The organism is Candidatus Nitrotoga sp. 1052 (assembly GCF_927312905.1).
Classification (GTDB): domain Bacteria; phylum Pseudomonadota; class Gammaproteobacteria; order Burkholderiales; family Gallionellaceae; genus Nitrotoga.
On record NZ_CAKMHQ010000048.1, the window covers coordinates 34,235 to 47,037 of the forward strand.

Consider the following 12,803-nt stretch of genomic DNA (forward strand, 5'->3'; position numbering starts at 1 on the left):
AAAAACGGACATTTCCATGTTAAATATTATTCCCATCCCTGCATTCAAGGACAACTACATCTGGATGCTGCACGACCACCAACATGTGGTAGTGGTCGATCCGGGTGACGCCGCGCCGGTGCTAGCTTATCTCAATTTACATAAGCTCAAACTCGCCGCCATTCTATGTACTCACCATCACAACGATCACGTCGGTGGCGTCTGCAAACTTGTTGAATTATACAACGTGCCAGTGTATGGCCCACAGCTTGAGAATATTCCCTGCGTCAGTCATATGCTCAGCGAAGGAGACGTAATTGAAATCCCGGAATTAAAAATAAAACTGAGTGTTATTGATATCCCTGGTCATACCCACGGACATATCGCTTATCTGGGCGCCGGCGGCGTATTTTGCGGCGACACCCTGTTCGGCTGTGGCTGTGGCAGATTGTTTGAAGGAACGGCCGCGCAATTGTTCCATTCCCTGCAACGGCTGGCAAATTTGCCCGATGAAACAAAAGTGTATTGCGGACATGAATATACCGAGGCCAACATCCGCTTCGCACTAGTCTGCGAACCCGACAATGCTCGGCTCAAACAACGTCAAGCAGATGTGCAGGCGTTACGCGCTGCCGGGTTTCCAACGTTACCCTCGACTATTGCCTTGGAAAAAGCCACCAACCCTTTTTTACGCTGCGCTGAGCAAGGCGTAATCGCTACTACATTGCGCATGACACAAATAAAAGAGACCGACGAAACCAGCGTCTTTACTGCTCTGCGCACCTGGAAAAATAATTTCTGAAACTATTTTAGATTGCGATAAAGCCCTTTCTGGTTTATCCTGCGCGACCTTCGGAGAGGTGGATGAGCGGTTTAAGTCGCACGCCTGGAAAGCGTGTTTAGGATAATATCTTAACGCGGGTTCGAATCCCGCCCTCTCCGCCAAGAAAATGATTTAAGCCTGTGAATATACAGGCTTTTATGTATTGTCGCCGTAGAAGTTCTTACCACAGTTCTTACCGGCCTGCATTTTAATTTGTTCCGATCACACCTTTAGTATTTCTAACCTTTTGAGTTAATTCCATCATGCAAACTATTCTGGATGCGATCGGCTCAACACCACTAATTCAGATTGTCTTAACCCGTCTGGGTCCATCAAAGCGCGCATTGCAAAATAGCGCTGCTGGATGAAGTAATCACCGTCGAGTCCACAGAGGCTGTGCAGGAGATGCGCCGTCTAGCGCGTGAACACGGTATCTTCGTCGGGCCATCATCCGGCGCGCACCTGATCGCTGCGCGGGAATTACGCGAGCGGCACAAGGTCGAAAATGTCGTCACATTCTTCTGCGACAAAGGCGAGAAGTACATCAATGACTATTGGCTATGACAATGCCTGGAATGGAATCCGCATTTTCAAAAGCTTCCATAACATGACTGGCCAGCACAATTTCGCCCCTCACATCCGCGCCAATATTACCGCAGGACTGTACGCTGCCTATTCCTGAGAAATACAACTTCAACAACCGGGTTTTGCAATTGCAGGATGAAACCAAACTGCGCTGCTCTGCGATGTAGCTGCTTGATTACCCGATCTCGCTATTGTTGTTTAACAATTTCCTTATCCCGCTTTAGTTCATCTATGTCAATCTTCTTCATTTTTCGCATAGCCCCCATAGCTCTTTGTGATTTCTCAGAATTGGGGTCATTGATCATCTCGATAAAAACGATAGCACGTCCCATTAAGTGATAGGTTAGTCCGGCATTTACGAACGCACTCAAGGCGCCACTCATTGCATTGAATGCAAACCAAATATATTTCCCTCGGTATCCACAACCAAAGCAATAAAGCCGTATTCACCTATAGACATCTTTTCACGCTGCACATGCCCGCCATATTTAGTAACAAAAGCAGCCTCGACAGCACAGTCAGCGCAACTGAAATAGACGATCGTGCTATTTCCACCTGAAGCCATTCCTTCCATCTTAACTAAAGCTCCACCGGCACCTGTTCGATCCATCGCCATTGGGAAACCCAACATCTCAATATCTGGATTGTTCAGTCGTTCAAGCTTGATCTGAAACACAGATTCGTAAAAAGCTTTTGCACGAGAAATGTCCTGCACATAAATTTCAAACCAAATCACCGGATTATTAACCATTTTTTTTCACCTTTAAATGTCTGTCGGAAGTAATGTTGACCTAGCATTCAAGCTCAGCCGCGGGCTTTCAGACTTGCGTAGTTTTACCGCGACAGAAGCCTTAAAAGCTCGTCCGTATAATAGAGCCACGCCAAAGAAAGAAAATAAGCAAAGTGCTTATTTTGACTGACATGATGGGCTTGTTAGCCTGGTTGTCGGTCAACCCCCTATGCGAGGACATTGCCGCACTCATCTACACTATGAATCTGCAAAACTTTTTTTGCCAAATCAATGGCAATTGTCGTAATCTTCATTTCGGATGTCCCTTTATTGTCTAGTGGTAGTAAAGCCACCACTACTCCGAGATACCGTTTTAGTAAGCGGGCTTCCATACCATTATGTTGGGCCTCTAAGATCTTAAAGGAGATAACTTCATGAAGCTTTCCCTTTTCTTCGTCTTCATTATTGCTTCTGCAAATGCAATCGCACAGCAAGCACCGCGCGCAATAGAAATCCCGCGTCCGGCGCCACCAGCTGCTCCGCCCAAGGCGCCTCCCCGAGCGCAGCAACTTAGCAACGCGGAGCTAACAGAGTTGCTTCGAGCGCAGACCACTGCAATAAAGTCTCTGTCAAGCAAGCTTGATTCGCTTGAAGGACGCATTGGCAAGATAGAGAGGGGGCAGCGCTAATGGCAACAGATACCGAAGCGGCGATGTCCGCGCTCGATATGGCGCAAAAAGCCTTAGATAAAACCGAAGCTTCACCCTCCACGTGGGTTCAACCATGGTCGCCGGAACTTGTGCAGTTTCTGGCCATTGGTGTCTTGGGATTTTCTTGTGTCGCATTGATCATGGCTACAGCGCTGCTTTGGCGTTCTGGCGCGCCATCACATCAGGTACTCAGAGTATTTGGCGTAATTACCATTCTCTGCTTCTCGGCATTATTGCTTGTCGTTGGCTACAACAATGAACAGCTAACCCCGATCGTGGGTCTGTTCGGTGCGATCGCCGGATACCTACTCGGAAAGGACTCAAAAACGAACAAAGATGAATAGACAGGCCCAACCCAATATTCCAGCGGGCTCCGCTGCTGATTGGGACGTCCAGGTATAGAAAAGCATTGCATGTTGGCATGGTTCCAGATGCAATAGTTAGGCCGTCGAGCAGCACGCGCACTGGCTGCTCGACGGCCTTGATATTGGCTGTTACTTTTTGTTCTGGTAGTAGGGATATTTTGCTGTTAGATTGAAGGTTGATGTATTTATAGCCTCCCATGTTACTTTGACGAGGATGTTGATTATTTAAAGAAAATAATAACCGTATGACTGAACTGCGCAAAAATGCCATAGCATTTCTTCAAAAAAGATTTCCTGCAGCCTTAGTATTAGACAGGGAACACACAATGCTTAGTTTGGCGGGTGAAATAACTAAAGAAATAAAGAAGTTTTTCCCTATGATTGCCCATGACATGCAATCAGGAGTCAAACAAAGAACTATAGCTATAGAAAATCTTGGTAATGCGAATGAAATTCCATACCTAATGAAAGATTTGGAAAAAATTTTCCTAGAGATGGACAATTCGATTTACATGAAAATGGGAAATTCAATAAATCAACGAGGACACGACATAGATACAACACAAATGACATTCGCTCCTCGAGTTATTTTATATACAAATAAATTGCATATTCCAATCGAACAACTCCTTCAAGAATTTAGCAGCATTGATACATTGATCGACGTTGTTAATGAGAGTGAAATGCACAAAACGTTATTCATATCCTATGGCGGACCAGATGAATTGGCGGTTAAGGAAATAAATAAACAACTTAAATCCAAGGGAATAAAAACTTGGTTTTTCCCAGAGGATGCACCTCCTGGAGGAAAATTACATCGAGTAATGCATGAGGGTGTAAATGAATATGAACGAGTTCTGTTAATTTGTTCCGAGAAATCACTTATACGCTCTGGAGTATTAAATGAAATCGAGCGTGTCTTAGAAAGAGAAGCTAAGGAAGGTGGGAGCGATATTCTTATACCTATAACCTTAGATGATTTTGTTTATGGTGATTGGGCACCTACAAGAGCAGATGTTGCAGCGCAGGTAAGAGCACGAGTTATTACTAAAATTGACACTGGAAATGAAGTCGACCTTGAAACTCAGCTTGGCAAGTTAATTAATGTTCTTCATAAGTAATTAATTGCTGAAATAGTCTAAGTGTTTCCTGAAAATTTACAAAAAATTTATTGGGGACGGTCATTACCTCCGCCCGAGGATGGTAGCGCGTCCGTCGTTGCTGCTCCTGATCTGCCAGGGGTGCGTGATGGCATCCTGAATCTGAAAACAAGACAGTTGCAACATATAACGCCTGAAGTGATGGTGTCAAAACGAATTAGCGTTTCATTCGATCTGACTGCGCAGCACCGGATGTGGATGTGTTTTTTTCCAATATCCAGCCAGACAATGCACAATCTGAAAACGATAAGGCAGGGCGAAAAGCCCTGCCTTATCAGACGCAGACCTGCAAAATGTTACTTGGCGGCCTTTTCTTCAATCTTGGCTTTTTCTTTCGTGGTCGTGGCTTCGGCGCCAGCCTTCGCTTTGGTAGCTTTGGCTTCGACCCCAGCCGCTTTCTTCGCTGCCTTGGCCTCGGCTACAGCCTTTTCCATTGTCGCTTTAGCCTCAGCGATTGCGGTATCTCTGGCGGCCTTCGCATCCTTCAAGCAGGTCTCCTGTTCGGCAGATGGCTTCTTCTTGCAATCTGCGCTTGCTGCTTTGTAGGTTGCCTTGGCATTCTTTTTGGCGTGCTTGTAGTCTGCCTTGGCGTCCGTCTTCTTCTCGGTTGCGTCAGCCGTCTTCTTGGTTTCCTTGGATTCGGCCTTGGCGTCCTTCTTCATTTCTGTCGCTTCGGCTTTCTCAGCTTTGACTTCAGCCTTGCTGATGTCTGTTGCGGTTGCGTTGAAGCTCATTGAGGCTGCAAAAAATGAAGCGATTAGTACTGATAACAATTTGCTCATGATAGATATCCCTGAAAACGATGCGTGAAAAATATGACCTAGTCTTACCATAAGTATTAACGCACGCTAATCAATCTGGTTGACATAATTCCCATCTCTTACTGGTCGGCAGCTTGCTTGGGCATTCGGATGTCAGTACGAAGATGATTTATATGAGTAACAAAAAAGTTGCTTAAGAGATCAACTCCAAGCGCTGCTCAAACAAGGCATCCAGATTCAGAATGGGAACGTTCTCGTCTACCAGCTGGAAACAGGAGTGGGCTATAGATGCCCATGCGGACGAATCTTGGGGTAACAGACACGCTGCATCGTCCCCGACGCTCACCATGCGAAAATAGGTAGATAGCCCCAAGGCGCCCCATCGTTGCTCGCCGTTCGATCGGGCAAAGTACGTGACGACCAGCGCAAGACGAGTTTTCTCCAGAGAGCGTTGGCCGATGAGCGGTGCCAGCTCAACAAATGGAATGGCGCGATCCTGCCAAATACAAAGCGAATGGCAGTAATCTGGAGCCAGCGGTACAGGTACAAGCCTTGGCGACATGACGAGTTCAGCGACTTCGTGCAGACCGATTGCTGCGTGGCGGCCACTCGTAAACTCGAACAAAACGGCGTTATGCCTCGCATTCATGCCTGCTCTCCGAAGAGTTGATGTGACGCCACAATGTACCGACATCGCAACAGAATGCGACGCGCTCCTCGACCTGTACGTAAGCTTTTACCGGTGATTCGGAAAAGCTCATGCATGCGGGTAAAAGATGCAGTATTGGGTCTTGAATGGGGAGCGACTGTACCGAGTCCACAGTAATGCCGAATCGGTGCTCATCTGCCTGTAGTACGACAATGTAGCGACACCGTGCATCGATCTTGTTCGCCACGACCAGATGTGCGGTAAGCGAATGTACTTCGCATGCATTCCCTTCAATGACCTCACTCGCCTTCACTTCATCATCTCCGCCTTTTAACATAATCATATTCTCGAGGGAGACGATCGCGTGTTGGTCGATGAGCAGATTCAGGCCGTCAAAACAGATCAACGCGTACCCGGCTGCGGCGGTGTTCATTGCACCCCGCCGATCGCGCTGTGGATGTGCCCGAGAAGGTCGGTGTCGGTATAGGGTTTGGTCATGTATACGCTAACCCCTGCGAGCTCGGCCTGTTTACGATGTTTGTCCATGGAGCGAGAGGTGATCATGATCACCGGCAGTTCTCGGGTGTCGGCGCGCGCGCGCAGGTGCGAGGTGAATTCGAGCCCGTTCATGTTCGGCATTTCAAGATCAGTGAGTATCACTACGGGTATGAAATCCTTTAGAATCGCGATCGCTTCTAAACCATCTTTTGCTGCTTTTACGTTGTATCCTGCATCGCTTACGAGTTGCACTAGCGATTTGCGCACGCTAAGGGAATCGTCCACAACGAGAATGTCGCGTCGAGTCGTCGCTACCGGGTCACCTGAGGTAATGGAGGCTGCGGCCTCGATCAATTGCGGCATGGGAAGACGCAGCAATTCGGCTAAATCGAGCAGCGGCGCGACAGTGCCATCACCCAGAATCGCGATGCCGCCAACGCCATTAATCTTCTTAACATACCGGCCCGGATCCTTGAGGATCAGATCACGACCGTCAACGATGCGGTCGACCAGCACCGCATGAATATCAAGGTCGACGTGAACAAGCAATACGGACTTCGAATTCATGATTTCTGACGTCATCCCGCCGCTGTCATAGCCGATCAGCGCACTCAAGGCCTTTACCGGATAGGTGCGTTTTTGATAGCGCAGGTTTATTTCGCTGCCGATTGATACGAACTCTCCTGCGGCGGGTGGTAACGCTTGGTCCAGCGCGTAGCTTGGTACTGCAAAAATCTGGGTGGAGGATTCTATAAGTAACGCATGCTGGGCGACGAGCGACGCCTGGAAGCGAAGCAGGAACTCGCAACCTTTGCCGAACTCAGATCGTACTTCGACCATTCCCTTCATAACAAGAAGCCGGTCGCGCACTACATCGAGCCCGACGCCACGCCCCGATATTTCATTTGTGCGTTCTCGTGTTGAAAAGCCAGGAAGTAGAATCAAGCGTGACAGTTCTTCCTCGGAGATATCCTGACCGGCCTGCATCAGGCCGCGCTCTATCGCCTTATTTCGGATCGCACTGTAGTCGAGTCCGTGCCCGTCGTCCCGGCAACGCACAGTGACCGTCTGGCCGCGCCGCGAGAACACAAGATGGATGGTGGACATCTCCGGTTTTCCGGCGCGCGTACGTTCATCGGGTGTCTCAATACCGTGATCGATGGCGTTTCGCAGTATATGCAGCAGCGGGTCGACGAGGTTGTTCAACATGTCTCCGTCGATCAGGATATCCTCCCCTTCGATTATCAGCTTTGCTTTCTTCCCAGTTTGCTGCGAGGTCTGGCGGATGTTGCGGTGCAGGCGAGGGGCTAGGCTCCCCACTGGACTCATGCGAGTAGTCATGGCCATGTACTGAAGTTCGCGCTGTACTCGCTGCGTTTGCTGAAGTACGGCGCCCATCTGTGCCACGTCTTCCTCAATCCGCCGACTGAACTCCCTTGTGTCGGCGGCTTCTTCCGTCAGCGCGCGGGTGTTGCTTTGAAGCTCGGTGTACTGTTCCATTTCCAATGCATCAAATATCTGGTCACTGTGAGAGATATGCGTGTCGCGCAGACTCGCGAGGCCGCGGATATCAACCAGGTTCTCCAGATCAAAAATGCGCTGCTGTACCTTGAGATTCTGACGTAATAAGCCGTTAGTGCGTTGCTGAGTCTGCTTCACTTGCTCGGTAAGTTGCCCAATCTTTACAGATAGCTCGCCCGTGAGACGGAAGAGTTCGTCCATGGTTGCTACCGGGACGCGTATTATTGGAGCGACAGGAATCTGGCCGGTCACATTATTGGGCAGAGAAGCTTCGGGCACAGAAACTTCTTCTTCCCTGAAGGTTTCAGTCAGTACCCGGGGCTTTGTGCTGAGATGGGTAGCTTCAATCAAAACCGGATGCGTCGTATCAAGATCTGCATTTTCAGCCTGGATCGGAGAGGGCGTGTCGAGATCGGTGGTTTCTGGTTGAATCGCAAACGTTGCTTCGAGATCAGTGATTTCAGTTGGCTTTGGGAGCGACGCATCGAGATCTGCATTTTCAGCCTGGATCGGAGAGGGCGTGTTGAGATCGGTGGATTCTGTTTGAATCGCAAACGTTGCATCGAGATTAGTAATTTCAGTTGGTGCTGGGAGCGACGTCTCTACATCGGCAAGCGCAGCGGCATCGATTTCGTCCTCAACACTTCCTGAGCGAATCCGGTTCGCCCAATCGAGAACAGATTGCAGTATTTCCTTCGCCTGAGTCTGTGTGGGGGCATCCTCGATGCCGAGCAGGAAGCCTATCATTTGTTCCAGGCAAGCTGATGCATCGAGCAATGCATTGGTAAGCGCCAACGGGGGGTGTGTCTGGTTCTGCTCGAACCATTCGAGGATGTCCTCTGTGTGGTGTCCGAGCGTCGCTATGCCCCGGATGCCGACGATGTTCGCCGAACCTTTTAATGAGTGCGCAATGCGCTTCGCTGCGGCCATATCCTCATCCGTGGCTTCGCCGTCCACAATGTTACGAATGTAGTTGGAAAGCTCGGCGGCCTGCGTTGGCGCTTCTTGCAGCAGCGCCTCGTACACGCCCCGATCCACATCCGCTGGTAGGGCAAGGGAGACGTCTTCATCAGTCGCCACGCGAGGACGTTCCAGCTCCTCGGTCTCTGCTTCTGCGCGCAAATACTCCGCTAGCACCGGCTCGGCGGTGAGCTCGATAATGAGTTCGAGGTTACGCTCGGCATCCACGTGTGCCGGACAGGAGGGCTGGGAAAAGTGTTCTGCCAAGTGCTCTGCGGACTCGAAGCTCGTGATGTCAGCGAGATATGCGAGCACAAGATCGGGCCAGAGATCGAAGAAGGCTTGCGCCGCGCCTCGCTCTTCCGCGTTAAGCCCAACAATGACCACCAGGCATTCCTGTACCTGAGCGCAACAAGACTCCAAGCCGCGCAGTCCAAGCATTCCACAGGTTGATGCCGTGCGTTCAACCTGGCCGACATATTGATCGAGTGCGTCGCCAAATGCGGGATCCTCGGGGGCAACCGAACAGATCGTTGCGATCCAAACGGCAAGATCGGTGCGCACCTCTTCGATTTCGGTTCGTAGCGCTTCGATGAAATCGCTCATTTGCATTATCTATCGTCCTCAGGTCGGAGCACGACGGCACAAGCGTGCCGCCGTCATTGCAGGCTTAAGCAACCGCTTGGAGTTTGGGCATGGCGCTCGTACGCTCTGGCATGATCGACAATCCAAGAGCATGTGCGCTAGGCAGCTTGAATACGCCCACCGCTTTCACCAATTGCTCGGCGGATCTGGAGAGCAGGTTAGTTTCGGCCGTCTGGGTCGTAATCTGTTCTCCGGTCTTCTCAGCACTACGGCCAATATCTTCGACTCTGTTTTGCAGAATTTCTGCGCTCTTTATCTGTACTTCCAGGCTGGCGGCGATCTGCAGCACTAATTCCACCAGATTGTCGGTTGCCTTCTGTGTTTCTGCCATTTGAACACCGGCTTTTTCAGCGAACTCGGTTCCTTGCACAACTTGAGAAATAGTTTTGTTCACCGTATTGATCGTGTCGTTCGTCTCGATTTGAATGTTATTCACCAATGTACCAATTTGCGCGGTAGCATTGCGTGAGGATTCGGCAAGGCGTTGCACTTCCTCAGCCACCACCGCGAAACCGCGGCCCGCATCACCTGCAACTGCGGCCTGTACGCTCGCGTTCAACGCAAGTACGTGTGTGCGTTCCGCGATTGTATTGATCAAATTCACGATGCCGCTGATTTCCTGGGAACGCTCGCCAAGGCGCTTAATTCGCTTCTCGGTCTCGGCAATCATTTCACGGATGGAGTTCATGCCCTTCATTGTTCCGGTCACGGCATTGAGCGCAGAGAGGGTTGAACGGGTAGCATCGCCGGACGCAATGTGGGATTTCGCGGTGAGCTGCGCCACATTGTTCATGGCTTCGGTTGAAGTGGCAAGCTCGCGGATCATTTCCTCGACGCCTTTACGTTCCACTGCAGCTGTCGCTTGCACTTGATCGGCCTGCCCTTTCAATTTGACTGAGGAATTTTCCACCTGGCCGGCGATTTGCATTACCCGATAAAGCACTTTGCTCGTTTCTTCAGTATGCTGATTTACTGCATCAGACACTGTACCCACGATGTCTTGCGTGACAGGCGCCTTGGCCGTGAGGTTTTTCTCCGAGAGCTTTTGCATTGTTTGCAGGAGCGAGATCACCGAGTCGTTAAGCGCCTCAGTTTCCGCCTCAGCTTTGCGTTGCGCAGCCATGCGTTCTTCTAGCAGTTGATTGACCGTCCGTCCCAAATCGCCGACCTCGTCCTTCGCCTCGATCGAGCCTAGAGCTGTGTTATCTCCGCCACGCACCTTTTCGACTGATAGCTGCAATAAACGCACTGTGTCGGTGACATTTCGTGTGATCAGCAAGGCAAGAAGTGCTGCAAATATGATGAAGGCGAGTACCACGCCCGACAGCGTTAATGAACGTTTGAGCAGGTTTGCAACCTTGAGCTGCAACTCGTCGTTCAGCGCCACCATCGCGATATCAATTAACTTGAACTGATCGTTGATGCTGGCAGTGAACTGCTTGATATATTCCGCGGAGCTGAACTGAAGCCGCTGCGCATTGCTGATTTCTGCGGCGGCAAGATCGGCAAGGTGCTTGATCTGTTCTTCAGCGACTCGATCTCTGCCTGCAATCTTGTCCTTAATTCGTGCCTCTTCGGTCTGTGCTTTACCTAACTGATTAGTCGCTTGATTGGTTTTGGCGGTCAATGCCGAAATTAGAGTTGCCATCGTCGCGCGGTCGGTCAAGGTGAGCGCTTCTTTGTCTAGTTCGGTACCGGATCTCTGAGCGATGGCTAAGCGTTCGCCTTCCGCGAGCCGGGCGGCCCCAAAAGCCCTCACCTGCCCCAGTGTCTCAGCTACTTGAGGTAGATCTGCTAGTGTGGCCTGGATCAGGAAGTGCGTCGCAGCATCTGATTCAAACGAGAGCTTGTAATGATCCATAAGAAGATCAAGCAGGGTCAGTTCGGTAGCGACCAGTGCAGAGTGGTCAGCAAATGATTTGCGCGCGTCTGCGCGCTGGCTCGCGGTCTCGGCCGCGATTCGTGTCCAATCGGCCTTTACCTTGTCCCATGTCTCGGCCTGTTTGGCATTGTTGCTATCTTTCATATATGGGTCAAAGGTGCTTATCGCCCGGGCAACCTCCGTTTCCTTAGCGGCGCGATCGGCAGCTACGGAGGCATTTCCGCCGATGAAGGCGGCGGCCAAGCCGCGATGCTGTTGGGTATTCTGGATCACCTTAAGCAGCTTTGCTGCGGGATCAATACCGCTAGCCTCGAGCTTGGCGGTCTGAATGGCGGCGGTGGTCTGCGTCAGAAACAGATAGGCAGGCACTCCGGCAGCGGGTAGCGCGACGGCACCCAGGAGCAGGAACTTCTGCCACAGCTTCATCCGGGTAAGGAAGGTAATTTTCAGCCTGTTTTTCATTTTGTTTCTCCAGTCGGGTCGTAAGTTGGGGGCGGGTATGTCAGCCTGAGATTCTGCGCGCCATCATTTCGAAGAAGCGGACATGGTCGAGCTCCAGCCACACCTGGTCTTCTTCTGCATAAGCGTTCGATATGTAATCGCGGATTGCATCTGGGAACGCTGGAAGCGGGGTTCGATTCGAGGCACCAAAACGCTTGCGGTTCGGAATACCGTTAACCACGATGGCTGCGATCGCATCACCGCGACCAAGCACGAGGAGCATTGTTTTCGATTTCGTGTCGCATGTGCCACCGACGAGCGACGCCAGGTCAAACACCGGCACAAGATTGCCGTGAAGATTCACCAGACCGAGCAACCAGCGGCCAGTGTTCGGAAGGCGAAAAACAGGCGGCATTTCCGAAATTTCGCTTACTTGCGCGTGTGGGACCAGAAACTTAATGTTGGCGACTTCAAAGCCTATCCATTCCTGAGCTGCGGCGAGGGGCGCTCCGTACCGTCGATTGAGTCCGATGGTCATGAGTGCCCCTGCCGAGCGTGCCGGGTGCAGTGCCACGCTCGGCGCTAGCAGCGAATCAGCAGAGTTGATTTCGTTTTGCATGGCTGTCTCGTACAGAATGGATCAGCAAGAGGGCATTCAAACGTAGGAACGGGATCGTCATAACGTGTTGACGAGCCTGACGATATCATCGGATGTATAGGGTTTAACGACATATCCGCTACCCCCCTGCATTTGCCCCCACATCTTGTCTGCTTTCTGGTCCTTGCTGGTCACGAACACGACTGGGATGTCCTTGGTCGCGGGATCTTTTTTCAAAGCGCGGGTCGCGGCAAAGCCATCCATGTCCGGCATGTTTACGTCCATGAAGATCAGATCCGGTTTCTCGGATTTGGTCATCTCGATCGCTTCCTTGCCGTTGGCGGCGGTGACGACAAAGCGGCCTGTGCCGATTACGATTTTCTGAATATTGACAAGATCAGTATACGAATCGTCGACGCAAAGAACTTTCTTGATTGTCATGGTTGCTTCTCCTTTAATTGAATTGAATTGAATTGAGTAAAATATAATGCGGTCG

Annotated in this window: 14 protein-coding genes and 1 tRNA gene; 6 read left to right on the forward strand and 9 right to left on the reverse strand. The window is 50.7% G+C overall.

What is annotated here, in order from left to right; all coding sequences use genetic code 11:
• Positions 1-16: 16 nt before the first annotated feature.
• The 3 genes from gloB (at position 17) to MJ768_RS10065 (ending at position 1,366) form a co-directional block, all read left to right on the forward strand.
• A complete protein-coding gene (gene gloB / locus MJ768_RS10055) occupies positions 17-781 on the forward strand; it encodes a hydroxyacylglutathione hydrolase (RefSeq protein ID WP_239291320.1) in 765 nt (254 codons plus the stop codon).
• A gap of 52 nt (positions 782-833) precedes the next feature.
• Positions 834-924, forward strand: a tRNA-Ser gene (locus MJ768_RS10060).
• Between the two features lie 238 nt (positions 925-1,162).
• Complete coding sequence (locus tag MJ768_RS10065; protein WP_256449852.1) at positions 1,163-1,366, forward strand: pyridoxal-phosphate dependent enzyme; 204 nt, start codon at positions 1,163-1,165, stop codon at positions 1,364-1,366.
• A 209-nt stretch (positions 1,367-1,575) separates the two neighbouring features.
• Here the strand turns inward: MJ768_RS10065 and MJ768_RS10070 are convergent, their stop codons facing one another.
• Together MJ768_RS10070 and MJ768_RS10075 are read right to left on the reverse strand one after the other, a co-directional pair.
• Positions 1,576-1,758: a hypothetical protein gene (locus MJ768_RS10070; RefSeq protein ID WP_239291324.1), complete on the reverse strand. Its 183-nt coding sequence runs from the start codon at positions 1,756-1,758 to the stop codon at positions 1,576-1,578.
• Positions 1,759-1,766: 8 nt separating this feature from the next.
• Complete coding sequence (locus tag MJ768_RS10075; RefSeq protein ID WP_239291326.1) at positions 1,767-2,138, reverse strand: VOC family protein; 372 nt, start codon at positions 2,136-2,138, stop codon at positions 1,767-1,769.
• 413 nt (positions 2,139-2,551) lie between these two features.
• On the opposite strand from MJ768_RS10075, the gene MJ768_RS10080 reads away from it, so the two are divergent.
• The 3 genes from MJ768_RS10080 to MJ768_RS10090 all read left to right on the forward strand — a co-directional run bounded on the left by MJ768_RS10080 (position 2,552) and on the right by MJ768_RS10090 (position 4,313).
• On the forward strand, positions 2,552-2,806 hold the full coding sequence (locus MJ768_RS10080; protein ID WP_239291328.1) for a hypothetical protein: 255 nt from the start codon (positions 2,552-2,554) through the stop codon (positions 2,804-2,806).
• Positions 2,806-3,171, forward strand: coding sequence for a hypothetical protein (locus tag MJ768_RS10085; RefSeq protein WP_239291330.1), 366 nt, complete (start codon positions 2,806-2,808; stop codon positions 3,169-3,171). The genes MJ768_RS10080 and MJ768_RS10085 overlap by 1 nt, the downstream gene beginning before the upstream one ends.
• 266 nt (positions 3,172-3,437) lie before the next feature.
• Positions 3,438-4,313, forward strand: a complete 876-nt coding sequence (locus tag MJ768_RS10090) for a toll/interleukin-1 receptor domain-containing protein (RefSeq protein ID WP_239291332.1) — start codon at positions 3,438-3,440, stop codon at positions 4,311-4,313.
• Between the two features lie 335 nt (positions 4,314-4,648).
• On the opposite strand, the gene MJ768_RS10095 is transcribed toward MJ768_RS10090, so the two are convergent.
• The 7 genes from MJ768_RS10095 to MJ768_RS10125 all read right to left on the reverse strand — a co-directional run bounded on the left by MJ768_RS10095 (position 4,649) and on the right by MJ768_RS10125 (position 12,748).
• Positions 4,649-5,134: a hypothetical protein gene (locus MJ768_RS10095; protein ID WP_239291334.1), complete on the reverse strand. Its 486-nt coding sequence runs from the start codon at positions 5,132-5,134 to the stop codon at positions 4,649-4,651.
• A 172-nt stretch (positions 5,135-5,306) separates the two neighbouring features.
• Positions 5,307-5,762: a chemotaxis protein CheW gene (locus MJ768_RS10100; protein ID WP_239291336.1), complete on the reverse strand. Its 456-nt coding sequence runs from the start codon at positions 5,760-5,762 to the stop codon at positions 5,307-5,309.
• Positions 5,746-6,195 carry a hypothetical protein gene (locus MJ768_RS10105; protein WP_239291338.1) on the reverse strand — a complete coding sequence of 150 codons (450 nt, stop codon included), beginning with the start codon at positions 6,193-6,195 and terminating at the stop codon, positions 5,746-5,748. The genes MJ768_RS10100 and MJ768_RS10105 overlap by 17 nt, the downstream gene beginning before the upstream one ends.
• A complete protein-coding gene (locus MJ768_RS10110) occupies positions 6,192-9,347 on the reverse strand; it encodes a hybrid sensor histidine kinase/response regulator (RefSeq protein WP_239291340.1) in 3,156 nt (1,051 codons plus the stop codon). The genes MJ768_RS10105 and MJ768_RS10110 overlap by 4 nt, the downstream gene beginning before the upstream one ends.
• A gap of 64 nt (positions 9,348-9,411) precedes the next feature.
• On the reverse strand, positions 9,412-11,730 hold the full coding sequence (locus MJ768_RS10115; RefSeq protein WP_239291342.1) for a methyl-accepting chemotaxis protein: 2,319 nt from the start codon (positions 11,728-11,730) through the stop codon (positions 9,412-9,414).
• A 40-nt stretch (positions 11,731-11,770) separates the two neighbouring features.
• Positions 11,771-12,328 carry a chemotaxis protein CheW gene (locus tag MJ768_RS10120; protein ID WP_239291344.1) on the reverse strand — a complete coding sequence of 186 codons (558 nt, stop codon included), beginning with the start codon at positions 12,326-12,328 and terminating at the stop codon, positions 11,771-11,773.
• Between the two features lie 57 nt (positions 12,329-12,385).
• Positions 12,386-12,748 carry a response regulator gene (locus MJ768_RS10125; RefSeq protein WP_239291346.1) on the reverse strand — a complete coding sequence of 121 codons (363 nt, stop codon included), beginning with the start codon at positions 12,746-12,748 and terminating at the stop codon, positions 12,386-12,388.
• Positions 12,749-12,803: the final 55 nt, after the last annotated feature.

What these genes read in the sequence shown, in the direction of transcription:
- gloB (WP_239291320.1), top strand. Translation starts at nt 17, where the DNA reads ATGTTAAATATTATTCCCATCCCTGCATTCAAGGACAACTACATCTGG.
- MJ768_RS10075 (WP_239291326.1), bottom strand. Translation starts at nt 2,138, where the DNA reads ATGGTTAATAATCCGGTGATTTGGTTTGAAATTTATGTGCAGGACATT.
- MJ768_RS10080 (WP_239291328.1), top strand. Translation starts at nt 2,552, where the DNA reads ATGAAGCTTTCCCTTTTCTTCGTCTTCATTATTGCTTCTGCAAATGCA.
- MJ768_RS10085 (WP_239291330.1), top strand. Translation starts at nt 2,806, where the DNA reads ATGGCAACAGATACCGAAGCGGCGATGTCCGCGCTCGATATGGCGCAA.
- MJ768_RS10090 (WP_239291332.1), top strand. Translation starts at nt 3,438, where the DNA reads ATGACTGAACTGCGCAAAAATGCCATAGCATTTCTTCAAAAAAGATTT.
- MJ768_RS10095 (WP_239291334.1), bottom strand. Translation starts at nt 5,134, where the DNA reads ATGAGCAAATTGTTATCAGTACTAATCGCTTCATTTTTTGCAGCCTCA.
- MJ768_RS10100 (WP_239291336.1), bottom strand. Translation starts at nt 5,762, where the DNA reads ATGAATGCGAGGCATAACGCCGTTTTGTTCGAGTTTACGAGTGGCCGC.
- MJ768_RS10105 (WP_239291338.1), bottom strand. Translation starts at nt 6,195, where the DNA reads ATGAACACCGCCGCAGCCGGGTACGCGTTGATCTGTTTTGACGGCCTG.
- MJ768_RS10110 (WP_239291340.1), bottom strand. Translation starts at nt 9,347, where the DNA reads ATGAGCGATTTCATCGAAGCGCTACGAACCGAAATCGAAGAGGTGCGC.
- MJ768_RS10115 (WP_239291342.1), bottom strand. Translation starts at nt 11,730, where the DNA reads ATGAAAAACAGGCTGAAAATTACCTTCCTTACCCGGATGAAGCTGTGG.
- MJ768_RS10120 (WP_239291344.1), bottom strand. Translation starts at nt 12,328, where the DNA reads ATGCAAAACGAAATCAACTCTGCTGATTCGCTGCTAGCGCCGAGCGTG.
- MJ768_RS10125 (WP_239291346.1), bottom strand. Translation starts at nt 12,748, where the DNA reads ATGACAATCAAGAAAGTTCTTTGCGTCGACGATTCGTATACTGATCTT.